Source organism: Streptomyces sp. NPDC058373, from assembly GCF_042723275.1.
In the GTDB taxonomy this organism is placed as follows: domain Bacteria; phylum Actinomycetota; class Actinomycetes; order Streptomycetales; family Streptomycetaceae; genus Streptomyces.
This window is the reverse complement of record NZ_JBHXJE010000053.1, coordinates 19,083-41,560: the sequence shown is the minus strand read 5'-3', so window position 1 is coordinate 41,560 and position 22,478 is coordinate 19,083. Positions and strand designations below refer to the sequence as shown.

The window sequence follows — 22,478 nt, the reverse complement described above, 5'->3', positions numbered from 1 at the left end:
CCTCTCCAAGCGCCGCGACCCCCGGGGTCCGCCTCACACGCGGGGGGGTGGGCGGGGGGCACCCGAATGGCGGTGGGGGCCGAGGCTGTTGAGCCTCGGCCCGCACCGCCTTCGGGCGGATGCCCCGGTGCCGGGCGTCCGGGTCAGCCCTCCAGGAAGGCCGTCAGGGCGTTGGCCAGAAGGAACGGGTCATCGGCTCCGCACAGCTCGCGGGCGCTGTGCATGGAGAGGATGGCGACGCCGATGTCGACCGTCTTGATGCCGTGGCGGGCGGCGGTGATCGGGCCGATCGTCGTGCCGCAGGGCATCGCGTTGTTGGAGACGAAGTTCTGGAAGGGCACGCCGGCCTTCTCGCAGGCCTCGGCGAAGACCGCCCGGCCCGAACCGTCCGTCGCGTAGCGCATGTTGACGTTGACCTTGAGGATCGGTCCGCCGTTGGCGCGCGGGTGGTGGGTCGGGTCGTGGCGCTCCGGGTAGTTCGGGTGGACCGCGTGGCCGGTGTCCGAGGAGAGGCAGATGGTCCCGGCGAGGGCGCGGGCGCGGTCCTCGGGGGAGCCGCCCCGGGCGAAGACCGAGCGCTCCAGTACGGAGCCGAGGAGCGGGCCGTCGGCGCCGGTGTCGGACTGCGAGCCGTTCTCCTCGTGGTCGAAGGCGGCCAGCACCGGGATGTACGGCAGCTCTCCGGTGGCGGCGGCGGCCGCGAGCGCGGCGGTGCCGGCGTGCACGGAGAGGAGGTTGTCCATCCGGGGCCCGGCGGCCAGTTCGCGGTCGCGGCCGAGGTATGCGGGGGCTTCCACCGGGTGCGGCATGAGGTCCCAGCCGACCACGTCGGCGGCGTCGACTCCGGCCTCCTCGGCGACGAAGGCGATGAGGTCGCCCTCCTCGACCTCCCCGAGGCCCCAGATCGGCTGCATGTGCTTCTGGCGGTCCAGCTTCAGACCGTCGTTGGCACTGCGGTCCAGGTGGATGGCGAGCTGCGGGACGCGCAGCAGCGGCCGGTCGATGTTGACCAGGACGTCCCGGCCGTCCTTGAGCGTGATCCGCCCGGCGAGGCCGAGGTCCCGGTCGAGCCAGGTGTTGAGCAGCGTGCCGCCGTAGAGCTCCACGGCGACCTGCCGCCAGCCCGCCGCACCGGTGTCCGGCAGCGGCTTGACCCGCAGGTTCGGGGAGTCGGTGTGCGCGCCGACGATCCGGAAGGGGGTGTGGGGCTCGGCGCCCTCCGGGACGAACCAGGCGATGAGGGCGCCGCCCCGCAGGACGTACTTGCCGCCGCTGGTCCCGTCCCAGGCGTCGGTCTCCTCGACCTTGCGGAAACCGGCCTTCTCCAGCCGCTCGGCCGCGTTGGCCACCGCGTGGTACGGGGACGGGCTCGCCGCCAGGTAGGTGAGGAGGTCGTCGGTGTGGCCGCGGTCGAAGCGGGCGGGTCTGCTCATACGTCCAGCCTAACCAGCCGTCTCGCCCTGTGGACCGGGGGCGGCGGAGACCAGGCGAGTTCGGCGGGAAGCGCCATGAAGAGTGAGGAAAGGCCTTTTGGGGCGCTTGAGCGGCCCTTGGGTGTACGGCCTCTCTCGGGATGTTTCACGTGAAACATCGCACCGAGTACGCGAGGAGGCGAGCGATCGTGAAACGGCATGTTTCACGTGAAACATGCCGGGTGGCCGCAGGCAGGGGGCCGCCCGCCGATGACCGGGGCGGCGGAGTATTGCCACCTCCGCGCCGGGGCCGTGTACCGCCGTGTGCGCCTCGGTCAAGTCGATGCTCACTCCCGGGTGTTCACCCGCCTGCCCCGGCGTTGTCAGTACCCCGTGCAAGCATCGCGGCAGGCGCGTGGGGCCGGGAAGGTCGGGGGTCCGGCCCGGTCCCGCGCGCTGTCGGCCCACCACCGGAGGCGGGCCGGCGGTGACCGCCGACCGAGGGGGGACCAGGTGACCTCGCAGACCTACCATTCCGCGTACACCGCCCGTGAGCCCGGCGCTGTCCGGGCTCTGCCCGAGAGCTCCCGGAGGCGGCCGCCCGCCTCCCGCCACCGTGTGGCACCGGAGCGCTCCCCCTCGGACCCCGGCGCCGTGGTCCCGCAGCAGGCGGGCCCGCCGCCCGGCCCCGCCTGCCCGGCCTGCGGGGCGCCCGGTGCGCGCTGGCACGGCCCGCTGGAGCTGCCGCTCTGCCCCAGTTGCACGGGCGCGGCCTCCCCGGCGCCGGCCGGTGACCCGGTCCGGCTGGGCGATCTGCTGCCGGTGACCACCGCGACGCTGGTCCGTGCCGAGCACGGCCAGCCGCTCGCCGAGCGCCCGAAGGTGCCCTCCCCGGGCGAGGGCAAGCCGATGACGTGCCGGTACTGTTTCGCCCCCGGCCGCTGGCACACCACGGTCGGCGGTGCCTGGATACCGATGGAGCCCGACCCCTTCCCCGCCTACCGCGTCCCGCCCCGGCACCGGTGGCGGATCGCCCCGGACGGCACGGCGCTCCCGCTGGGCCGCGCGGTCCCGGCGGACACCTGCCGGGTCAGCCACTTCTCGGTCTGCCCGGCCCGCCCGGCCCCCCTGGAGTCCCCAGAGCTGATGGCCCGCCGGCGCGCCCACGGCGGACGGGGCTGACCCCGTACGACGCGTGCGCCCGACCCGTACGGCCCGTACGACGGGACCGGTACCAGCCGTACGACCGGTGCGCCCGTACGAGCAGAGGCGGTTCGCGGCCCGGGGTCCAGGGGCTGAGGGCCCGGGCCCAGGGGATCAAGGGACCAGGATGACCTTTCCCGTGGTCCGGCGGGCCGCCATCTCCGCGTGGGCGTGGGCCGCGTCGCTGAGGGCGAAGGTCTGGTAAGCGGCCTCCAGGCGGCCGTCGGCGCCGGCTTCCAGGGCCCGGGTGCGGGAGAGGCGGCGGTCGGTGGGCTGGGCGGCCCACCGCTGGATGGCCGGGACGACCGTCACCGAGCGGGCGGCGGCCTCGTCCGGGTCGGGGGCGAACCATGCGCCGGAGGACGAGCCGATGGTCACCAGCCGCCCGCCGTCGGCCATCAGTCCGTACGCCTCGGCGGCCTTCTCCCCGCCGACCCCGTCGAGGACGGCGGTGACGGGCCGGCCGGTGCCGAAGTGGGCGCGGACGGCCTCGCTCCACCCCGGCTGGTCGTAGTCGACGGCGAGGTCGGCGCCGAGGCCGCGTACCGTCTCGGTCTTGGCGGGGCCCCCGGCCGCGCCGATCGCGGTGGTGCCGAGCCGGCGGACGTAGGGGATGGCGAGGCGGCCGATGCCACCGGCGGCCGAGAGGACCAGCAGGACGTCGTCGGCGACGGGTTCGAGCTGGTCGAGGAAGTCCAGGGTGATGGCGCCGGTGCCGATGAGGGTGACGGCGGCCTCGTAGCCGATGGACTCCGGCAGTGGGTGGAGCTCGGAGACGGGCGAGGTGACCACCGAGGCGTAGCCGCCGGGGCTGGGGGAGCGGGTGACGACGCGCCGCCCGAGCCACTCGGAGCCGACGCCGTCGCCGACCGCGTCGACCGTGCCCGCCGTCTCGCTGCCCATGATCGCGGGCAGCTCGGGAGCGGGCGGCATGCCCTCGGCGCCCCCGGCCCGCAGGAGGCCCTCGATGAAGTGGACGCCGGACGCCCGTACGGCGATCCGTACCTCTCCCGGGCCCGGTAGGGGGTCGGGCATCTCCTCGTACCGCAGCACCTCGGGTCCGCCGTACTCGCGTATGACCACTGCCTTCATCGTGCTGTCCCCTCGTCCGTCCGGGCGTGCGTCGGGTCTGCGACCGGTCTGTGGCGGTCGTCCCGGTACTCACCCTCGGACCTCAAGCGGAGTTCAGGTCAAGGGCCGCAGGTGTGCGCGGTGGTGGGGGGCGCGCAGAAGGGCGCGAAAACGGTCCGGAGCGGGGGCGGCGGGCGGATACCGTCCTTCCATGCCGCAGCTCATCGCTCCCTCCCCCACCCTGCACGCCTCCTGGCTGGCCGCCCGCGCCGAGTGGGAGGCGCTCGGCGCCCAGGACGGGGCCGGGCTGCACCTCGTACCGGACCAGGGGCTGGAGACGGCGGAGGGGTTCCGGCTGTGGACGGAGACCCTGCGGGAGCAGGAGACCAACCCGGTCGGCGGCTACGTGCCCGCCACCCACCGGTGGATCGTGGAGGACGGAACCTTCCTCGGCGCCATCGACCTGCGCCACCGGCTCAACGGCTTCCTCTTCGACGCGGGCGGCCACATCGGCTACTCGGTCCGCCCCTCGGCGCGCGGCCGGGGCTTCGCCACCTGGGCGCTGGGCGAGATGCTGAAGGAGGCCAGGGAGCGCGGGATCGACCACGTACTGATCACCTGCGACGAGGACAACGAGGCCTCGGCGCGGGTCGCCGAGCACCACGGCGCGGTGCTGGAGGACATCCGGGACACGGTGCTGGGCCGCAAGTGCCGGTTCTGGATCGACCTCGCCGGCTGAGAGCCTCGACGGCTGAGAGGCACGGCTCGCGGGGCCCGGACAGGACGAAGGCCCGCCCCCCGGAAGGAGCGGGCCTGTCACACCCGGTACTGCTACGACCCGGCGCGGGCCGTGAGGCGGCGGATCAGAAGGACGCCTCGTCCAGCTCCATGACGTCCAGGTCGACGGCCTCGGCGAGGGCGCGGGCCTGGGCGACGCCGGGCAGGACGTTGGCGGCGAAGAACTTCGCGGCCGCGATCTTGCCCTCGTAGAACGCCTTGTCCTTGGCGGAGGCGGTCTCCAGCGCGGCGGCGGCCACGGCGGCCGACTTGACCAGCAGGTAGCCGACGACGACGTCACCGGAGGCCTGGAGCAGGCGCGTGGTGTTCAGGCCGACCTTGTAGATCGCCTTGACGTCCTTCTCGGTGCCGGCGAGGTCGGTCAGCATGACGCCGACCAGCGCCTCCAGCTCCACGGCGGCCTTGGCGAGCTGCTCGCGGGCACCGGCGAGCGCCTCGCCACCGGTGGCCTCGGCGAGAAAGCCCTTGATCTCACCGGCGAGGGTGTTCAGGGCGGCGCCCTGGTTGCGGACGATCTTCCGGAAGAAGAAGTCCTGGCCCTGGATCGCGGTGGTGCCCTCGTAGAGGGTGTCGATCTTGGCGTCGCGGATGTACTGCTCGATCGGGTACTCCTGCAGGTACCCGGAGCCGCCGAAGGTCTGCAGCGACTGCGCGAGCTGCTCGTACGACTTCTCCGAGCCGTAGCCCTTCACGATGGGCAGGAGCAGGTCGTTCATGGCGTGGTCGGCCGTGGCGTCCTCGCCCGCGGTCTCCTTCGCCTGGATGGTGTCCTGCACCGAGGCGGTGTAGAGCACCAGCGAGCGCATGCCCTCGGCGTACGCCTTCTGCGTCATGAGGGAGCGGCGCACGTCGGGGTGGTGGGTGATGGTGACCTTGGGCGCGGTCTTGTCCATGAACTGCGCGAGGTCCGGGCCCTGCACGCGCTCCTTGGCGTACTCCAGGGCGTTGAGGTAGCCGGTGGAGAGGGTGGCGATCGCCTTCGTGCCGACCATCATGCGGGCGAACTCGATGATGCGGAACATCTGGCGGATGCCGTCGTGCTTGTCGCCGATGAGCCAGCCCTTGGCGGGGTGCTTGTCGCCGAAGGTCATCTCGCACGTGTTGGAGGCCTTGAGGCCCATCTTGTGCTCGACGTTGGTGGCGTAGGCGCCGTTGCGCGCGCCGATCTCGCCGGTCTCCCAGTCGAACTCGTACTTCGGGACGAGGAAGAGCGAGAGGCCCTTGGTGCCCGGGCCGGCGCCCTCGGGGCGGGCGAGGACGTAGTGGAGGATGTTCTCCGACATGTCGTGCTCACCCGAGGTGATGAAGCGCTTCACGCCCTCGATGTGCCAGCTGCCGTCCGCCTGCTCGACGGCCTTGGTGCGGCCGGCGCCGACGTCCGAGCCGGCGTCCGGCTCGGTCAGGACCATCGTGGAGCCCCACTGGCGCTCGACGGCGATCTCGGCGGCCTTCTTCTGGACCTCGTTGCCCTCCTCGAAGAGGATGCCGGCGAAGGCGGGGCCGGAGGAGTACATCCAGATGGCCGGGTTGGCACCGAGGATCAGCTCGGCGTGGGCCCAGATGAGGGAGCGGGGCGCGGTGGTGCCGCCGATCTCCTCGGGAAGGCCCAGACGCCAGTACTCCGACTCCATGAAGGCCTTGTAGGACTTCTTGAAGGACTCGGGCAGCGGCGCGGTGTTCGTCTCGGGGTCGAAGACCGGCGGGTTGCGGTCCGCGTCCGCGAAGGAGTCGGCCAGGTCGTTCTCCGCGAGGCGGGCGACCTCCTCCAGGATGCTCTTGGCGGTGTCGACGTCCATCTCCGCGAACGGGCCCGTGCCGTACTGCTTGTCGCGACCGAGCACCTCGAAGAGGTTGAACTCGATGTCGCGGAGGTTCGACTTGTAGTGGCCCATGGCGCAAGGCTCCGTTTGGCTCGGGAGGCAAGATCCTCGATGCAATACCGGGTGGTAACTACCGATGATGCTACCCGTCAGTAATAAGAAGCAACCCCTAACCGCCCATCTGTGACTCGATACTCGTTACCCTTCTGAACATGTACGGCTACGACCAGAACGCGGGCGCCCAGCAGCACTACGCTCCGCCCCAGGCGGGCGGCTACGGCGACCCGCAGCAGGCCGGTGGGATCGGCGGGTACGGGCAGCCGCAGCAGCCGCTCTACCCGGAGCCGTCGCCGCCCTCGCTGGCCGAGGCCGTGCGCGCCTTCACCACCGGGGCGATGGGGGCGGAGGACTTCCAGCAGGTCTTCGCGACGTCGAAGGTGTACTGCCCTCGGGGGGACAACCCGGGGTTCCTCGCGCTGCACAACACCCAGCAGCCGGTCATCCCCATGTTCACCTCCCTGAAGGAACTCCGCAGGTACGCGGGGAAGGACTCCAAGTACTTCGTGATCACCGGGGCCGAGGTGATCGACCTGCTGCCGACGGGGTACGGGTTCGTCCTCGACATGGAGGGGGAGCACCGGATGGTGTTCGACGCCAAAGCCGTCGAGGAGATGGTGGACTTCGCCATGCGGCGGATGTACGGGTAGCGCTGCGCGCGGCTCCGTCTGCTTCCTTGCTTGCCCCTGCGGGGGCTGGGCTCAAACGCCGCCCGGGCTGGGGGTGCCCCTTGGGCGCGGCTTGCCGGGGCCTTGCTCGGCCTGCGGCCTCGCTCGTCCCCAAGCGCCGGACGGGCTGGGTGTCCTCATGCGCCGGACGGGCTGGTTTTCGGGCTGGGCATCGGTCTTCGGTGTCCGGCCCGCTCGGGTTTCTGGGGGTGTCCCCAAACGCCGGACGGGCTGGTGAAGGGGCTGGGCGGGGCGCTCGGGGGCGCCTGGTCGGTGCGGGCGGGGTGCCCGGTCGGAGGGGCGGGGGCGCCCGGTCTGGGTGGCGGGGTGCCCGGTCGGTACGGGTCGGGGGGCTTCGAGTGGGTGCGGGTGGGTGGGAATGGTTCCGGGCCCGGAGGGGTTGAGGCTGGCGAGTAGTTCATTCTTCAACTACTCTGAGGTCGGCCTAGGAGGTTCCCGAGATGCCCGCAGTGACTGTTGAGAATCCGCTGACCCTGCCGCGTGTGGTGGCTGGTGCCGATGCCGTGCAGCGGCCGGTGCTGGCTGTGACGACCGCGCCGAGCGGGTTCGAGGGGGAAGGGTTTCCGGTGCGCCGCGCGTTCGCCGGGATCAACTACAAGCACCTCGATCCGTTCATCATGATGGACCAGATGGGTGAGGTGGAGTACGCGGCGGGCGAGCCGAAGGGGACGCCTTGGCACCCCCACCGCGGTTTCGAGACGGTCACCTACATCATCGACGGGACCTTCATCCACCAGGACTCCAACGGCGGTGGCGGCACCATCACCAACGGCGACACCCAGTGGATGACCGCCGGGTCGGGGCTGCTGCACATCGAGACGCCGCCGGAGTCGCTGGTCATGTCGGGCGGGCTCTTCCACGGGCTCCAGCTCTGGGTCAACCTGCCGGCCAAGGACAAGATGAAGGACCCCCGCTACCAGGACATCCGCGGTGGCCAGGTCAAGCTGCTGACCACCGGTGACGGCGGCGCGCTGCTGCGCGTCATCGCGGGCGACTTCGACGGGCACGAGGGGCCGGGCATCACCCACACCCCGATCACCATGATCCACGCCTCCGTCCGCCCCGGCGCCGAGGTCACGCTGCCCTGGCGCGAGGAGTACAACGGCCTCGCGTACGTCCTCGCCGGGCGCGGCAGCGTCGGCGCCGACCAGCGCCCCGTCCACACCGGGCAGACGGCGGTCTTCGGCACCGGCTCGGCGCTGACCCTGCGGGCCGACGAGAGCCAGGACGCCCACACCCCCGACCTGGAGGTCGTCCTCCTCGGCGGCAAGCCGCTCCGCGAGCCGATGGCCCACTACGGCCCCTTCGTCATGAACACCCGCGCCGAACTCCAGCAGGCCTTCGAGGACTTCCAGGCGGGTCGCCTGGGCTCGGTACCGGCGGTCCACGGCATGTGATCCCGCCGGGCGCGACGGTGGCCGGGATCATCGGAGTGCTGCTCGCGGTGCCGGCCACCGCCGCCGCCTTCGGCATCGCGGCCGAGCTGCGCGAGCGGTACGCGGGCAACGGCGCGACGGACGCCTCGGCCGCGCAGAGCGGTCCCGCGGGGGAGCCCGGGGCCGTCTGATCCGCGCGCCGCGCCCTCAGAGATTCTCGGCGGCCTCCGCCATCCGGTCCAGGGCGGCCTCGTCGAGCTCCGGGATCTCGTCCTCCCCGGCGCCGTCGGAGCCGGGCTCGTGCTCGGCCATCTCGAACCAGATGCACTTGCCCGTGCCCTGCGGGTCGACGCCCCAGGAGTCGGCGAGCAGGTCGAGCAGGACCAGGCCGCGGCCGGAGGAGGCCAGCTCGCCGGGTGTCCGCTTGTGCGGCAGGTCGTCGCTGGGGTCGGAGACCTCGATGCGCAGGCGGCGGGAGCCGGGCGGGCCGAGGAGCTCGGCGGCGAGCAGCCCGTCGCCGTCGGTGTGCACCAGGACGTTGGTGAGCAGCTCGGAGAGGAGCAGCACGGCCGAGTCGGCCTGGTCCTCGTCGGACCAGTCGTGCAGGACGGCGCGCAACTGCTGGCGGGCCTCGGCGATCCGCTCCCCCTCGTCCTGCCGGATGGTGACGACGGTCCGCCGCCCGGCCGTGACGGGCCCGCCGGTGGCGTGCAGGTCGCGGTGCATGAGCAGCACCGCGATGTCGTCCTCCCGCCGGTCCACCAGCGGGCCCGGCCGGTGGTACGAGGGGGGGCCGTGGACGGCCTGTACGAGGCGGTCGGCGAGGTCTTCGAGGCCGTCGCCGCTGAGGGGATCGCGGGCCGGGCCCCGGACGCCGTCCGAACCGTCCGTACCCTCCTGGCCTCCCGTGGGAACGGAGGCGGGGGGCCGCTCCATGACCGCCCGGACCCGGTCGAAACCGGTGGCGAAGTCGTGGCCGCCCGTCTCGATCAGGCCGTCGGTGCAGAGCATGATCGTTTCCCCCGGTTCGAGGACGATCCGGGTGGTCGGGTAGTCGGCGTCCGGGTCGATGCCGAGCGGCAGGCCGCCGGTGGTGGGCCGCAGCAGGACGGTGCCGTCGGGCATCCGGATGACCGGGTCGGGGTGGCCGGCGCGGGCCACCTCCAGGACGCCGGTCGCCGGGTCGGCCTCGATGTACAGGCAGGTGGCGAAACGCCAGTCGGCGTACTCGTCCACCGGCAGGGCGCCGTCCTCGCCCTTGTTGCCGCCGCCCGAGGAGCCGTAGATCCGCGAGGTCATGATCCCGGAGAGGAAGCGGGTGGCACGGGCGAGGACCGCGTCGGGGCGGTGGCCCTCCGCGGCGTACGCGCGCAGGGCGATACGGAGCTGGCCCATCAGCCCCGCCGCGCGCACGTCGTGGCCCTGGACGTCGCCGATGACGAAGGCGTACCGGTGGTTGCCGCCGGTCTCCTCGCCGTGCCCGGCGCCGGGCAGCGGGATCATGTCGTACCAGTCGCCGCCGACCTGGAGGCCGCCGCCGGTCGGGACGTACCGGGCGGCGACGCTCATGCCGGGGATGGAGGGGCCCAGCGTCGGCAGCATGGTGCGCTGGAGGCCCTCGGTCAGCTCGCGGGCCGATTCGGCGGCGCCCGCGCGGGAGAGGGCCTGGGCGAGCATGCGGGCGACGGTGGTGAGGACGGAACGCTCGTCGGGGGTGAAGTAGACCCGGTAGGTGAAGGCGGCCATCCAGGCGCCGATGGTGCGGCCGCCCGCCACCAGGGGCAGGAACGCCCAGGACTGCCGGTTGAAGCGGCGGGCGAGGGGCCAGGTCAGCGGATAGCGCTCGCGGTACTCGCCGGGTGAGGAGAGGTAGACGGCGCGGCCGGTGCGGACCACGTCGGCGGCCGGGTACGGGGTCTCCAGGGACATGTCGACGAACGGTTTCTCGTCGCCGATCTGCTGGCCGTGGTGGCCGACCACGGTGAGCTGGCCGCCCTTGATGCCGAAGACGCCGAGGCCGTCGGGGGAGAAGCCCGGCATGGACAGGCCCGCGGCGACCCGCAGCACCTCGTCGGTGGAGCGGGCCTCCGCCAGGGCGCGGCCGGCGTCCAGCAGGAAGGCCTCGCGGGAGCGGCGCCAGTCGCCGGTGACGGCGGCGCGGGAGCCCGCCGGGGGCTCGCTGACCTCCTGGAGGGTGCCGGTCAGCAGGACGTCGCGGCGTTCCGGGCCGATCCGCTCCGGCTTGGAGCGGCTGCGTACGGTCCTGAGGACGCGGCCGTCGCCGTCCATCACGCGCAGGCGGACCTCGGCGAGGGTGCCTTCGGTGAGGGCGAGGGAGACGACGCCGTTGATCTCGTTCCAGTCGACCGGGTGGAAGCGGGCGCGGATGACCGTCTCGGGGAGGACCGCGGCCTCCTCGGGCAGGTTCAGGAGGCGTGCGGCTTCCGCGTCGACGGTGACGACGCCTCTCGCGTTGTCCCAGCGCCACAGGCCCGTGGCCACAGCGGCCAGGACGTCCCTCACGTCGGGGAGGGAATCCTCGGTGCGCATTGCCCCACTTTATTCCGCTGAGGCGGGGGCGCGAGCCGGGGTTTGCTCCGGGTGGGGCTGGGGGTCCCCCAGGTGGGCCTATCTTCCGCCGCCCGCGGCTTTCCTTGCCGCCCGCGGCCGGGGGTGCCTCAGGCGCCGGCTGGGCTGCCCTCCCGGCCGCGGCCCGGCTTTCCCGAGCCGGTCACTGATTGGCCTCAGGCGCCGGCCGGGCTGGGTATCGGGTGCGGTGCGTCTCGCCCGTGCCGGTCCAAGATGGCCTCAGGCGCTGGCCGGGCTGGGTTTTGTTGCCGGTGGCCTTGGGTGTCGGCCTTGCTGGGGTTTCGCGGTTGCCCCGGGTGCGGCCACACTCGCGCCACCCAGCGGACGTACAGCGAAATCCAAGCCCGGCCGGCGTTTGAGGCCGTCTTGGACCGGCGCGGTCGGGATGAGTCGCACGCACTCCAAGCCCGGCCGGCGTTTGAGGCCATCTGTGACCGGTACGGTCGGGATGAGTCGCACGCACTCCAAGCCCGGCCGGCGTTTGAGGCCATCTGTGACCGGTACGGTCGGGACGAGTCGCACGCACTCCAAGCCCGGCCGGCGCTTGAGGCCATCTTGGGCCGGCACAGGACAGCCGGGCCGCAGCTCACAAGCAGCCCGGCCGGCGCTTGAGGCCGGCAGGGGGGCCGAGGGAGGGCCCAGCCCAGCCCCACGGATATCCCAGCGAGGGGCCGAGCCCCGAGCGGTAACCTGGGACCCCGCAGCCCAACCCCCCGAAGACTGGATGAACGACGATGCACCGGTACAGGTCCCACACCTGCGGCGAGCTCCGCGCCTCTGACGTCGGCTCCGACGTCCGGCTGAGCGGCTGGCTGCACAATCGCCGAGACCTGGGCGGCATCCTCTTCATCGATCTGCGCGACCACTACGGCATCACGCAGCTCGTCGCCCGCCCGGGCACGCCCGCCGCCGAGCTCCTGGACAAGCTGTCCAAGGAGACCGTGGTCCGCGTCGACGGCCAGGTCGTCTCGCGCGGCGCCGAGAACGTCAACCCGGAGCTTCCCACCGGCGAGGTCGAGATCGAGGTCTCCGAGGTCGAGGTGCTCGGCGAGGCCGGCCCGCTCCCCTTCACCATCAACACCGAGGACGGGGTGAACGAGGAGCGCCGTCTGGAGTACCGCTTCCTCGACCTGCGCCGCGAGCGCATGCACCGCAACATCATGCTGCGCACCGCCGTGATCTCGGCGATCCGCCACAAGATGACGGCGCTCGGCTTCAACGAGATGGCGACCCCGATCCTCGCCGCCACCTCCCCCGAGGGCGCCCGCGACTTCGTCGTCCCCTCGCGCCTCAACCCGGGCAAGTTCTACGCGCTGCCGCAGGCCCCGCAGCAGTTCAAGCAGCTGCTGATGATCTCCGGCTTCGACCGGTACTTCCAGATCGCCCCCTGCTTCCGCGACGAGGACGCCCGTGCCGACCGCTCGCCGGGCGAGTTCTACCAGCTCGACGTCGAGATGAGCTTCGTCGAGCAGGAGGACGTCTTCCGTCCGATCGAGAAGCTGATGACGGAGCTGTTCACCGAGTTCGGCGGCGGCCGCGAGGTCACCTCCCCGTTCCCGCGCATCCCGTTCCGCGAGTCGATGCTGAAGTACGGCAACGACAAGCCGGACCTGCGCGCCCAGCTGGAACTGGTCGACCTCACCGACGTCTTCGCCGACTCCGGCTTCAAGGCGTTCGCGGGCAAGCACGTCCGCGCACTGCCGGTGCCGGACACCGCCGGGCAGTCCCGCAAGTTCTTCGACGGCCTCGGTGACTACGCCGTCGAGCAGGGCGCCAAGGGCCTCGCCTGGGTCCGCGTCGGCGACGACGGCGCCCTGAGCGGCCCGATCGCCAAGTTCCTCACCGAGGAGAACGTCGCGGTCCTCACCGAGCGTCTCGGCCTCAAGCCGGGCCACGCGGTCTTCTTCGGCGCGGGTGAGTTCGACGAGGTCTCCAAGATCATGTCGGCCGTCCGCGTGGAGGCCGCCAAGCGCTCCGGCCACTTCGAGGAGAACGTCTTCCGCTTCTGCTGGATCGTCGACTTCCCGATGTACGAGAAGGACGAGGAGACCGGCAAGACCGAGTTCTCCCACAACCCCTTCTCGATGCCCCAGGGCGGCATGAAGGACCTGGAGGAGAAGGACCCGCTTGACATCCTGGCGTGGCAGTACGACATCGTCTGCAACGGCATCGAGCTCTCCTCCGGCGCCATCCGGAACCACGAGCCCGACGTCATGCTGAAGGCCTTCGAGATCGCCGGTTACGAGCGCGAGACCGTCGAGCGCGAGTTCGCGGGCATGCTCCGCGCCTTCCGCCTCGGCGCCCCGCCGCACGGTGGCATCGCCCCCGGCGTCGACCGCATCGTGATGCTCCTCGCCGACGAGCCCAACATCCGCGAGACCATCTCCTTCCCGCTCAACGGCAACGCCCAGGACCTGATGATGGGCGCCCCGACCGAGCTGGAGGAGTCCCGCCTCCGCGAGCTGAACATCCAGCTCCGCAAGCCGGTCGCGGACAAGGACAAGGACAAGGACAAGTAGTCCGTCCGTCTGTACGGCGGCAGGGCCCGGCCTCCTCTCGGGGGGCCGGGCCCTGCGTCGTACGTACGGGGCGGCGGGCGCGGGTCGCGCCGGGGTCAGGCCGCCGGGGTGGGGCCGCCGCCCCGGGTGATGTGGTGGCAGGCCCGGCACTCCAGGCTGCCGTCGAGGGCGTCGTCCGTGGTCAGCAGGCGGGTCCGCTTCGAGCCGCAGTGCACGCACCGGCCGGGTGTGCCCCGGGCGATCCGGCGGGAGATGAGCCAGGCCGGGCCCCGGCTGTCGAGGCGGGCCAGCAGGACGACCCCGCCGACGACGAGGACGGCGAGGACGGCGACGGTGAGAACGGTGACCAACGGGACCTCGCGATGCGGAGAAGCCGGTGACGGGGCGGCCGGGGCCGCGGACGGCATCCTGTCAGCCCCGGAACTCCCTGGCCAGCATGGCGTAGACGTACTCGCTGCCCCAGGTGCCGGTGGCCGGGTTCACGTCGCTGTCGACCAGGTACGCCTCGCGTCGCATGCCGAGCCGTTCGCAGACCCGCCAGGAGGGCTTGTTCTCGGCGTCCAGCCGTGCGTGGACCCGGTGCACCTTGAGCGGGCCGAACGCCGCGGCCAGGACCGCCCGGGCCGCCTCGGTGGCGTATCCGTGCCCGGCGTACTCCGGGGCGAAGACCCAGCCGATCTCCGCCTGCGCGGCCTCGGCCGAGGTGAGCCGTAGCCCCGTCTCGCCGATCAGCTGCCCCCGCAGGCAGACGGCGAGGCCCAGATCGGCCCCCTCGGTGCCCCACTCCGGCGACTCCGTGCTGCGCGCGATCAGCCGCGCGCACCCGGCCCGGTCCAGCGGCGGCCGGTACAGGTACCGCGCCACATCCTCCCGCCGCTGGTAGGTGTGGACCGCGTCGGTGTCCTCCGCCCGCAACGGCCGCAGCACCAGCCGCTCGGTCCGTATCGGCATCTCCACGCGCACGCTCCCCTGCTCGGCCGGAACGGGAAGCTTAGGTGGGGGGAGGGGAGGGTGCGAGGCAATTGCGGCGTCGGCTCATGCCTCGTGCGCCGCCCCGATCTGCTCCTGGAGCCGGTGGCGCAGAGCGGTGGACGGCGGGTCCGGGAAGTCGGCGAGAAGGGCGACGGCTTCGGCGCGGTGCCGTCGGGCGTCCTCGGGACGGTCGTCGTCGGCCACTGCCTCGGCGAGGTGGACCAGCGCCTGGGCGAGGTCCCAGGGGTGGAGGGGGTCACGGAGGATGCGGGCGGCCGTGGTGTGGCAGCGACCGGTACAGCTCGGCGCGCGCTTCCAGACCGGCCGGAACCGCCGGGCCCGGCACACCGAGAGCCCGCAGGAACCGCTCCAGTACGGCCGCGGGTTCCTGGGGCGGCCCGGTGTCGTAGCCGCGCAGGTTGACGAACAACTGGCCGTCGGGGAAGTGGGGACTCACCTGGTGGGCGAGGCGGACGGCGAGCGAGGTCTTGCCGACCCCGGCGGTTCCGGCGATCACCACGACCGGCACGTGCTCGTGAGGGCTGCCGTCACCGCCCAGTACGGCTTCCAGCTCGGCGAGTTCGTCGGATCTGCCGACGAACCCGGAGACGCCGGAGGGAAGCTGGTGCGGCAGGGGGACCTCCCCGCTCACCGGGGCCGCCGCGTGGAAGTGCAGGTCACCGTGGACATGCCCGGCCTGCAGGACGTCACGCGCCGATCCCGACAAGTTCGACGACACGCGCCGGTCGGTAGCCCCGCCCCCCGACCTGCTGGATCGGTCATCCCCCACCACCCGTTTCCCCCTCCACGCCACCGGCGCCCAGCGCCGGGAGAGGAGCGGTACGCCCTTCACAGTTCCCCAACTTCACATACCTGGCCCCGCCTGTCACCACGGCCTCGGTCGGCGGCCCGGGCCGCGCCGGCTTTGGGGCGGCCCCGGCGGAGAGGACCCCTTTCCGGCGTGCTCCGGGGCCGGTCAGAGGATCGGCGGGCGCCCCAGCCGGGTCATGCGCCAGACGGTGCGCCAGGACATCGGGCCGCGGGGGCGGTGCCGTCTCGCGGACCAGCTCGGTCGCCTCGGCGGCGAGCCGGGTGTCCGGCAGGTGCACCCCCGCGACCTCCGGTTCGGCGTTCTCGTACCCGGCCATGGCGCACCGCTCACCCGCTGACGTACCCCCCCGCCGCGCGTCCAGTGGAGGGCGCCAAGGGGGAGCGCCGCGCGGGTGGCGCGAGCCCTGGGCGCGCCGGTCCGTCAGGCGGCGGGGCGGGTCAGCCGGGTCAGGACGCGGGAGCGCAGCAGTTCGTACTCCTCTCGCAGGCGGGCGAAGTGGGCCGGGCGGGGGACGGCTTCGCCGTCGGAGACGATCTCCTCGGGGGCGAACTGCTCGCGGGTCAGGTCGATCTCGACGCCCGCGCCGAGCCGGTTCCACCAGTGGAAGTCGGTCTGTACGCCGTCCACGCGGACCACGCCCCGGATCAGCTCGCCCCCGAGCAGGTCGTGCAGGACCATCGCGGTCACCCCGCACTGGTCGCGGGCCGGGTTGTCCGGGCTCCAGTGCGGGCGGTGGTTCGGGGTGGTGGTGTCCGCGCCCCAGCTCGCGCGGATGGCGGCCTCGATGTCGGTGAGGAGGAAGGGGCGCGGGTCGGCGGGCGGGGCCGAGGTGGTTGCGGCGGTCGGTGCGGGCTGGGTCTCCGGGGCGGTCGTCATGAGGCCGGAGTGTGGCAGGGGCCACTGACAGTCAGGGGCCGGGCGCGGACGAGGGTCCCGCCTGCCCGTGGGCGGAGGGTCGGCGTCCGGTGGACGGGGATTTTGGCGCATCATCCAAGGTGGTTGGTGTCTGCCCCCACAATTCGCGGTTCCGCATTGCAGATGAGAGGGGAAGCGCCATACCGTGCCGCACATGCAGTCCTACACCATCGGCCAGGCGGCCCGTCTCCTCGGCGTCAGCCCCGACACCGCGCGCCGTTGGGCCGACGCCGGACGGGTCGCCACCCATCGCGACGACAACGGCCGCCGGGTCGTCGAGGGGCAGGCGCTCGCCGCCTTCGCCGTGGAGGTGGGGCAGCAGGGCGCGGACGACGAGGAACCCTCGTACACCACCGCCCGCAACGCCTTTCCCGGCATCGTCACCGGCGTGAAGCTCGGCGACGTCGCGGCGCAGGTCGAGATCCAGGCGGGGCCGCACCGGCTGGTCTCCCTGCTGACCCGGGAAGCGGTCGAGGAACTGGGCCTGGAGGTCGGCATGCGGGCCATCGCACGGGTCAAGTCGACCAACGTGCACATCGACCGGGCCTGAGACGCGGGCCGCGGGCCGCTCGCCGGCCGCACCGTCGCGCACCGGCACCGCCCCCAGCACCGTCAGCCCGACCAGCCGCGACCGGCCTGATCAGCACGGTCGGCCGAGCCGCCCGGACCAAGGAGTCACGAGCCCCATGGCCACTTCCCTCACCACCCGCTCCGCCCGCCGCCGCGCCCTGGCGGCGGTGGTCACCGCCGCCGTGCTGATACCGCTCTCCGCCTGCGGGGGCGGCGGGGAGAAGGAGGAGGGCGGTGGGGCGTCGGCCGGGGCGGAGAAGAACACCCGGTTGACGGTGCTCGCCGCCGCTTCCCTGACCGACGTGTTCGAGGAGGCCGGGAAGGCGTACGAGAAGGAGCACCCGGGCGTCGAGGTCGACTTCTCCTTCGCCGGATCGCAGGAGCTGGCGGCGCAGGTCAAGCAGGGGGCGCCCGCCGACGCGCTGGTGACCGCCGACACCAAGACCATGGACGGCCTGGCCGCCGAGACCGGCAAGCCCACCGTCATCGCCAAGAACCGCCTGGTCATCGCCGTGGAGGAGGGCAACCCGAAGAAGGTCGACTCCCTCAAGGACCTCACCGACTCCGACCTCAAGGTGGTGCTCGCCGCCGAGGAGGTGCCGGTCGGGCGGTACGGCAAGCAGGTGTTGGACGCGCAGAAGCTGACGGTGAAGCCGGTCTCGCAGGAGGTCAGCGTCCGCGCCGTGCTGAGCAAGGTCGAGCTCGGTGAGGCCGACGCCGGGCTCGTCTACAAGACCGACGCCGAGACGGTCCCGGACAAGGTCGACGCCGTCGACATCCCGGACGCGCAGAACGCCGTCGCCTCCTACCCGGCGGCCACTCTCAAGGGGTCCGAAAACGCCGAGGAGGCGGCCGACTTCGTGAAGTGGCTGTCGTCCGACGAGGCGCGGGTGCTGCTGCGGAAGGCCGGATTCCAGCAGCCCTGACGTGTGCGTCGGCACGGTCGAGGGGGCGCACTCCGGCGCTCGGGACGGGCCGGGCGCTCGATCGTGTGTTCGTGTGCGCCGCGTGCTCCTGTCGGTCCGGCGGGTCCGTGTGGCGCGTGGACGGCCGGGGGATGCCGTCAGTGGAGCGCGCCGCGTGAGGTGTGCGGGGCGTGGTTGACGGAGGAGTGCGGGTGCGAGGCGGGAGCGGGGTGAGGCAGGCGTGAAGCGGGAAGTCGGGCGCGGGCGGGTGCGGTTCGGGAAGGCCGATGCGGGGGCGGGTGGCGCGGTGCGCCGTGGTCTCCCGGCGGGGCTGATGGTCCCGGCGCTGATCGGTGTCGCCTTCCTGCTGCTTCCGCTGGTCGGGGTGCTGGCCAGGACGGACTGGCCCTCCCTGGTCCGCCACCTGACCGCCCCGCAGGTGACCGAGGCGCTGCGGCTGTCGCTGGTCGTCTCCGGCTGGGCGCTGCTGCTCTCCCTGGTGATGGGCGTGCCGCTGGCCTGGCTGCTGGCCCGCGTGCCGTTCCCCGGCAAGGCGCTGGTCCGCTCGCTGGTGCTGCTGCCGATGGTGCTGCCGCCCACGGTCGGCGGCGTGGCACTGCTGCTCGCCTTCGGGCGGCGCGGGGTGCTCGGGCCGTGGCTGGAGTCCACCTTCGGGCTGACGCTGCCCTTCCACACGGCGGGCGCGGTGGTGGCCGCCGCCTTCGTGGCGATGCCGTTCCTGGTGATCAGTCTGGAGGGGGCGCTCGCCGGGCTGCGCCCGTCCCTGGAGGAGACGGCCGCCTCGCTCGGCGCCGGACCGCTGCGGGTCTTCACCACGGTGACGCTGCCGCTGCTCGCCCCGGCGCTGGCCGCCGGAGCAGCACTGACCTGGGCGCGGGCCCTGGGCGAGTTCGGGGCGACGATCACCTTCGCGGGGAACCTGCCGGGCGCGACGCAGACCCTCCCGCTCCAGGTGTACCTGCTGCTCCAGGATTCCCCCGAGGCCGCCACCTCGGTCTCGCTGCTGCTGCTGGTGATCGCGATGGCGGTCCTGGTGGCGCTGCGGGGCCGGTGGACGGGCGGCGCGGTGCGCGAGGCCAGGACCGCCCCGGGCGGAGGCGCCGACGCGACGCCGGCCGGCGTGGCCACCCCCACCGACCGGGCCGGTGCGGGCGGCGACGACACCACCCCGGAGACCGATTCCCTACGCCCCGGCGCCTCCGTCCCCGCCGACGAGGGCTGGGACCTGCGCGCCGAGCTCTCCGGCTACACCCGGTTCTCGCTCACCGCGCCCGCCGGGACCACGGTCGCGGTCGTCGGGCCGAACGGCGCGGGCAAGACGACGCTGCTGCGCGCCCTGCTGGGCCTGACCCCGCGCGCCCGCGCCGAGGTCCTCCTCGGTGGCCGTGACGTGACCCGCCTGCCGACCCACCGGCGCCAGGTGGCGTGGGTGCCGCAGGACGGGGCGCTCTTCCCGCACCTGTCGGCCCTGGCCAACACGGCGTACGGGCTCCGGGCGCGCGGGGTGCCGCGCGCCGAGGCCCGGCGGCAGGCGCGGGAGTGGCTGGTGCGGCTCGGCGTGGGCGAGCTGGCCGATCGGCGGCCCGCCCAGCTCTCCGGCGGCCAGGCCCAGCGGGTGGCGCTGGCCCGGGCGCTGGCGGCACGCCCCCGGCTGCTGCTGCTGGACGAGCCACTGGCGGCGCTGGACCAGACGACCAGGGCGCGGGTACGCCACACGCTGCGGCACCATCTGGCGGGGTTCGGCGGGGTCTGCCTCGTCGTCACCCACGATCCGGTGGAGGCGGTGTCGCTGGCCGACCGGGTCCTGGTGCTGGAGGGCGGCGAGGCGGTGCAGGACGCTCCGCCCGCCGAGGTCACCCGGCACCCGCGCTCCCCCTGGGTGGCCCGGATGCTCGGCGGCAACGCCTGGCAGGGCACGGCGGGACCGGACGGCACGGTCGAGATGGCGGGCGGCGGCCTGCTCACGACGGCACCGGGGGACGAGGGCCCGCCGCAGCAGGGCGCCCCGGTCCTGGCGGTGATCGCCCCGGAGGCGGTCTCGCTCCACCTGGCCCGCCCGGAAGGCAGCCCGCGGAACGTCTGGGCGGGGACCGTGCGGGAGCTGACGGCGGTGGGCAGCAGGCTCCGGGTGCTCCTCATCTCCCCGGAAGTGCCGGACCTGGTCGCCGAGATCACCCCGGCCGCGGCGGCCGACCTCGGGCTGACGGACGGTACCCGGGTGTGGATGGCGGTCAAGGCTACGGAGGTGACGGTGGTGGGGCTGTGAGGGGCCGGGGGCCGGGTGAGCGCCCAACGGGGGAACGAGGGACGGGAGTTCATGGGCCTCGGTCGGGACGGCTTGGTGAAGCGTGTCGGGTGCCGGGTACATCAGCCCGCGCGCCGGTGGGCGGTCGGAGAGCCGCGTACGACAGATGGCTCGTAACCGATCCCGGTGGGTGGGGCGTTGCCCGGCGTCCTGTTCGGCGGGCTGGCAGGGCCCTCCTGCTGGGCCCTGAACACCGGCTACCGCCAGCCCCGGTGCGGGGCGTGCCGGTCGAGGCCGGGCCGGGTCCCGGGAAAGGGCGGCGAAGAGGCGGGGTGTCGGGTTCCGGCCGGGTCCGAAGGGCCGGGCGGCGCACCATGGAGCGGATGCGGGGATCTGCATAAAGTCTTTACATGCACAGCAACGGAACCGGTGGAGCCCCGCACCGCACCCCGACAGCCGCACCGCACCCCGCCACCGACCCGACGGGCGGGCCCGTGCCAGGCCCCCCAACCGCCCCCAGGGGCCCGGCCGTCGATGAGCACGCCGTGCTCGACGGCGGCCCGGCGCACGGCACCCGCCTGCGGGTCGTCGACCGCCCGGCGGTGGTGCAGGTGACGTACCCGTGCCGGGCGGTCGACGGCCCCACGCCGTTCCGCGCGGACGCGCTGTACGTGTACCGGCGCGACCCCCGCGTCCACCACGAGCCGCTCCGCTACGGCTACGACCACGCGAGTCCCTGACCCGCCGCACAGCCACGGCATGCGGGCCCTGCCAAGTCCCCGGGCGCCCGCGTCGTTCTCCCTGGCGGGCTCACGCCCGGTGGACCGGACCCGTCCGGGCGGCCGAGACCGGGAAGGACTCCCCGCGCCCGACTTGAGTGGCTACATTGCGCAACGTCGTACAGATACGGCGACGGGTCGAGAAGGGGAGTGACGGGATGACCGGCAGCCGACGGCGCGAACCCGGGGACGGGGGCGCGGAGAGCGGCGGGCGCGCGCCGGAGCAGGGCTCGGCGCGGGGGCCCGAGGGCCGCCGGAAGGCGCGGCCCGTCCTGGTGCTCGGCCTCTCCCTGGCGCTGCTCGCCACCGCGGGCGGCGGCTGGCTCTACCTCAAACTCGGCGGCAACCTCGGCACCTTCGGCCAGGAGGGCGTCTCGGACAACCGGCCCCCGGACACCTCGGCCGGGCAGAACATCCTGCTCCTCGGCTCCGACAGCCGGACCGGGGGCAACGCGGAGCTCGGCGGCGGCGACAAGGACGACATCGGCCGTTCCGACACCGCGCTGCTGCTGCACGTCTACGCCGACGCCCAGCACGCCGTCGCGGTCTCCATCCCGCGCGACACCCTCGTCCCCATCCCGAGCTGCCGCCTGCCGGACGGCTCGTGGACGCAGCCGCAGCAGCGCGCCATGTTCAACACCGCGTACACCGTGGGGGAGACGCCCGAGGGGAACCCGGCCTGCACGCAGAACACCGTGGAGCAGTTGACCGGGCTGCGCGTCGACCACACCCTCGTCATCGACTTCAAGGGCTTCTCCGACCTGACCGAGGTGGTCGGCGGGGTCCGCGTCTGCGTCCCGCAGGACATATATGAGCGCGACCTCAACCCCAAGCGCGCCACCCGCGGCGCACGGGTCTTCGAGCGCGGCGAACAGGACGTCGCCGGGCAGCGGGCGCTGGACTACGTCCGCATCCGGCACGGCATCGGCGACGGCTCCGACCTCGGCCGCATCAAGCGCCAGCAGGCGTTCGTCGGCAGCCTGATGAAGAAGATCAAGGACGACGGGCTCACCCCCGGCAAGCTCCTGCCCCTCGCGGACGCCGCCACCAGGTCGATGACGGTCGACCCGGGCCTCGGCTCCGCCGACAAACTCCTCAGCTTCGCCATGGGCCTGAAGAACATCGACCTCGACAACACCAAGTTCCTCACCATCCCCTGGCGTTACGAGGGAAACCGCGTCGCCGTCGTCGAGCCGGACGCGGCCGCGCTGTGGCACGCGCTGAAGAACGACCGCACCCTCGACGGCAAGGACGCCGGAGGCCGCCGCACGGCCCGCCCGGCCGCCGACGCCTCCCCCGCGCCGACCGGGCCCGTCGACGGCACCGGCACCACCGTCACCGTCCACAACGGCACCACCACCGGCGGCCTCGCCGCCCGCGCCGCCACCCGCCTCACCGCGCACGGCTTCACCGTCAGCGGCTACGGCAACGCGCCCCGGCAGGACCACGGGGGGACGGTCGTCACCCACGGCCCCGGCGAGGAGAACCGCGCCCGGACCGCGGCGCGGCTCTTCCCCGGCGCCCGCCTCGTCCTGGGCTCCGCCCCGGGCATCGACATCACCGTCGGCAGCTCCTACGCCGCCGACCCCGACGCCGAGCCGGAGGCCGCCGCCTCGCCGGAGCCGACCGGTGTCCCGGCCGAGGTGGCCGACGGCGCCCGCTCGGCCGACGACGACCTCTGCGACGACCTCTCGTACGGGTGAGC

General features: G+C 73.2%; 20 protein-coding genes. 11 read left to right on the top strand and 9 right to left on the bottom strand.

From position 1 onward, the window contains the following. Positions 1–143: 143 nt before the first annotated feature. Entirely contained in the window at positions 144–1,433 is a 1,290-nt protein-coding gene (locus tag ACFWMZ_RS24485; protein WP_383172237.1) for a M18 family aminopeptidase, read from the bottom strand. A 597-nt stretch (positions 1,434–2,030) separates the two neighbouring features. Between ACFWMZ_RS24485 and ACFWMZ_RS24480 the strand changes: the two genes are divergently transcribed. Continuing rightward, positions 2,031–2,594 carry a DUF6083 domain-containing protein gene (locus tag ACFWMZ_RS24480; protein ID WP_383204101.1) on the top strand — a complete coding sequence of 188 codons (564 nt, stop codon included), beginning with the start codon at positions 2,031–2,033 and terminating at the stop codon, positions 2,592–2,594. 135 nt (positions 2,595–2,729) lie between these two features. On the opposite strand, the gene ACFWMZ_RS24475 is transcribed toward ACFWMZ_RS24480, so the two are convergent. Then, a complete protein-coding gene (locus ACFWMZ_RS24475) occupies positions 2,730–3,707 on the bottom strand; it encodes a zinc-binding dehydrogenase (RefSeq protein ID WP_383204098.1) in 978 nt (325 codons plus the stop codon). 190 nt (positions 3,708–3,897) lie between these two features. Between ACFWMZ_RS24475 and ACFWMZ_RS24470 the strand changes: the two genes are divergently transcribed. Next, on the top strand, positions 3,898–4,425 hold the full coding sequence (locus ACFWMZ_RS24470; RefSeq protein WP_383204096.1) for a GNAT family N-acetyltransferase: 528 nt from the start codon (positions 3,898–3,900) through the stop codon (positions 4,423–4,425). A gap of 124 nt (positions 4,426–4,549) precedes the next feature. On the opposite strand, the gene ACFWMZ_RS24465 is transcribed toward ACFWMZ_RS24470, so the two are convergent. Then, a complete protein-coding gene (locus tag ACFWMZ_RS24465; RefSeq protein ID WP_383204093.1) occupies positions 4,550–6,376 on the bottom strand; it encodes an acyl-CoA dehydrogenase in 1,827 nt (608 codons plus the stop codon). Between the two features lie 140 nt (positions 6,377–6,516). Between ACFWMZ_RS24465 and ACFWMZ_RS24460 the strand changes: the two genes are divergently transcribed. The 3 genes from ACFWMZ_RS24460 to ACFWMZ_RS24450 all read left to right on the top strand — a co-directional run bounded on the left by ACFWMZ_RS24460 (position 6,517) and on the right by ACFWMZ_RS24450 (position 8,617). After that, positions 6,517–7,011 carry an SseB family protein gene (locus ACFWMZ_RS24460; protein ID WP_383172227.1) on the top strand — a complete coding sequence of 165 codons (495 nt, stop codon included), beginning with the start codon at positions 6,517–6,519 and terminating at the stop codon, positions 7,009–7,011. Between the two features lie 479 nt (positions 7,012–7,490). After that, positions 7,491–8,447, top strand: a complete 957-nt coding sequence (locus ACFWMZ_RS24455) for a pirin family protein (protein ID WP_383172225.1) — start codon at positions 7,491–7,493, stop codon at positions 8,445–8,447. Between the two features lie 17 nt (positions 8,448–8,464). Next, positions 8,465–8,617 carry a hypothetical protein gene (locus tag ACFWMZ_RS24450; protein WP_383204090.1) on the top strand — a complete coding sequence of 51 codons (153 nt, stop codon included), beginning with the start codon at positions 8,465–8,467 and terminating at the stop codon, positions 8,615–8,617. A gap of 16 nt (positions 8,618–8,633) precedes the next feature. Here the strand turns inward: ACFWMZ_RS24450 and ACFWMZ_RS24445 are convergent, their stop codons facing one another. After that, positions 8,634–10,976, bottom strand: a complete 2,343-nt coding sequence (locus tag ACFWMZ_RS24445) for a SpoIIE family protein phosphatase (protein WP_383172221.1) — start codon at positions 10,974–10,976, stop codon at positions 8,634–8,636. Positions 10,977–11,749: 773 nt separating this feature from the next. Here ACFWMZ_RS24445 and aspS point away from each other — a divergent pair. After that, the gene (aspS, locus tag ACFWMZ_RS24440) at positions 11,750–13,534 is read left to right on the top strand and encodes an aspartate--tRNA ligase (protein ID WP_383204088.1); all 1,785 of its coding nucleotides are present in this window, start codon (positions 11,750–11,752) and stop codon (positions 13,532–13,534) included. A gap of 95 nt (positions 13,535–13,629) precedes the next feature. Here aspS and ACFWMZ_RS24435 read toward each other — a convergent pair whose 3' ends face one another. The 5 genes from ACFWMZ_RS24435 to ACFWMZ_RS24415 all read right to left on the bottom strand — a co-directional run bounded on the left by ACFWMZ_RS24435 (position 13,630) and on the right by ACFWMZ_RS24415 (position 16,214). Further along, positions 13,630–13,884, bottom strand: a complete 255-nt coding sequence (locus ACFWMZ_RS24435) for a hypothetical protein (protein ID WP_383204085.1) — start codon at positions 13,882–13,884, stop codon at positions 13,630–13,632. Positions 13,885–13,945: 61 nt separating this feature from the next. After that, entirely contained in the window at positions 13,946–14,497 is a 552-nt protein-coding gene (locus ACFWMZ_RS24430) for a GNAT family N-acetyltransferase (RefSeq protein ID WP_383204082.1), read from the bottom strand. Between the two features lie 72 nt (positions 14,498–14,569). Next, positions 14,570–14,710, bottom strand: a complete 141-nt coding sequence (locus tag ACFWMZ_RS24425) for a hypothetical protein (RefSeq protein WP_383204079.1) — start codon at positions 14,708–14,710, stop codon at positions 14,570–14,572. 52 nt (positions 14,711–14,762) lie between these two features. Further along, positions 14,763–15,245 (bottom strand): AAA family ATPase, encoded by a 483-nt coding sequence (locus ACFWMZ_RS24420; RefSeq protein ID WP_383172206.1) that lies wholly within the window; start codon positions 15,243–15,245, stop codon positions 14,763–14,765. A gap of 513 nt (positions 15,246–15,758) precedes the next feature. Beyond that, a complete protein-coding gene (locus tag ACFWMZ_RS24415; protein WP_383204077.1) occupies positions 15,759–16,214 on the bottom strand; it encodes a hypothetical protein in 456 nt (151 codons plus the stop codon). 193 nt (positions 16,215–16,407) lie between these two features. On the opposite strand from ACFWMZ_RS24415, the gene ACFWMZ_RS24410 reads away from it, so the two are divergent. The 5 genes from ACFWMZ_RS24410 to ACFWMZ_RS24390 all read left to right on the top strand — a co-directional run bounded on the left by ACFWMZ_RS24410 (position 16,408) and on the right by ACFWMZ_RS24390 (position 22,476). Next, positions 16,408–16,803 (top strand): molybdopterin-binding protein, encoded by a 396-nt coding sequence (locus ACFWMZ_RS24410; protein ID WP_383172201.1) that lies wholly within the window; start codon positions 16,408–16,410, stop codon positions 16,801–16,803. Between the two features lie 136 nt (positions 16,804–16,939). Next, positions 16,940–17,749 carry a molybdate ABC transporter substrate-binding protein gene (gene modA / locus ACFWMZ_RS24405; protein WP_383204074.1) on the top strand — a complete coding sequence of 270 codons (810 nt, stop codon included), beginning with the start codon at positions 16,940–16,942 and terminating at the stop codon, positions 17,747–17,749. A 313-nt stretch (positions 17,750–18,062) separates the two neighbouring features. Then, positions 18,063–20,015 carry an ABC transporter permease gene (locus ACFWMZ_RS24400; protein ID WP_383204106.1) on the top strand — a complete coding sequence of 651 codons (1,953 nt, stop codon included), beginning with the start codon at positions 18,063–18,065 and terminating at the stop codon, positions 20,013–20,015. Between the two features lie 389 nt (positions 20,016–20,404). Continuing rightward, positions 20,405–20,734 (top strand): hypothetical protein, encoded by a 330-nt coding sequence (locus ACFWMZ_RS24395; RefSeq protein WP_383204071.1) that lies wholly within the window; start codon positions 20,405–20,407, stop codon positions 20,732–20,734. A gap of 197 nt (positions 20,735–20,931) precedes the next feature. After that, positions 20,932–22,476: an LCP family protein gene (locus ACFWMZ_RS24390; protein WP_383172195.1), complete on the top strand. Its 1,545-nt coding sequence runs from the start codon at positions 20,932–20,934 to the stop codon at positions 22,474–22,476. The last annotated feature ends 2 nt before the right edge of the window (positions 22,477–22,478 follow it).

Coding starts and splice junctions, on each gene's coding strand:
- ACFWMZ_RS24410 (WP_383172201.1), top strand. CDS start 16,408: ATGCAGTCCTACACCATCGGCCAGGCGGCCCGTCTCCTCGGCGTCAGC.
- ACFWMZ_RS24415 (WP_383204077.1), bottom strand. CDS start 16,214: ATGACGACCGCCCCGGAGACCCAGCCCGCACCGACCGCCGCAACCACC.
- ACFWMZ_RS24390 (WP_383172195.1), top strand. CDS start 20,932: ATGACCGGCAGCCGACGGCGCGAACCCGGGGACGGGGGCGCGGAGAGC.
- ACFWMZ_RS24485 (WP_383172237.1), bottom strand. CDS start 1,433: ATGAGCAGACCCGCCCGCTTCGACCGCGGCCACACCGACGACCTCCTC.
- ACFWMZ_RS24460 (WP_383172227.1), top strand. CDS start 6,517: ATGTACGGCTACGACCAGAACGCGGGCGCCCAGCAGCACTACGCTCCG.
- ACFWMZ_RS24400 (WP_383204106.1), top strand. CDS start 18,063: ATGGTCCCGGCGCTGATCGGTGTCGCCTTCCTGCTGCTTCCGCTGGTC.
- ACFWMZ_RS24395 (WP_383204071.1), top strand. CDS start 20,405: ATGCACAGCAACGGAACCGGTGGAGCCCCGCACCGCACCCCGACAGCC.
- aspS (WP_383204088.1), top strand. CDS start 11,750: ATGCACCGGTACAGGTCCCACACCTGCGGCGAGCTCCGCGCCTCTGAC.
- ACFWMZ_RS24455 (WP_383172225.1), top strand. CDS start 7,491: ATGCCCGCAGTGACTGTTGAGAATCCGCTGACCCTGCCGCGTGTGGTG.
- modA (WP_383204074.1), top strand. CDS start 16,940: ATGGCCACTTCCCTCACCACCCGCTCCGCCCGCCGCCGCGCCCTGGCG.
- ACFWMZ_RS24445 (WP_383172221.1), bottom strand. CDS start 10,976: ATGCGCACCGAGGATTCCCTCCCCGACGTGAGGGACGTCCTGGCCGCT.
- ACFWMZ_RS24475 (WP_383204098.1), bottom strand. CDS start 3,707: ATGAAGGCAGTGGTCATACGCGAGTACGGCGGACCCGAGGTGCTGCGG.
- ACFWMZ_RS24470 (WP_383204096.1), top strand. CDS start 3,898: ATGCCGCAGCTCATCGCTCCCTCCCCCACCCTGCACGCCTCCTGGCTG.
- ACFWMZ_RS24465 (WP_383204093.1), bottom strand. CDS start 6,376: ATGGGCCACTACAAGTCGAACCTCCGCGACATCGAGTTCAACCTCTTC.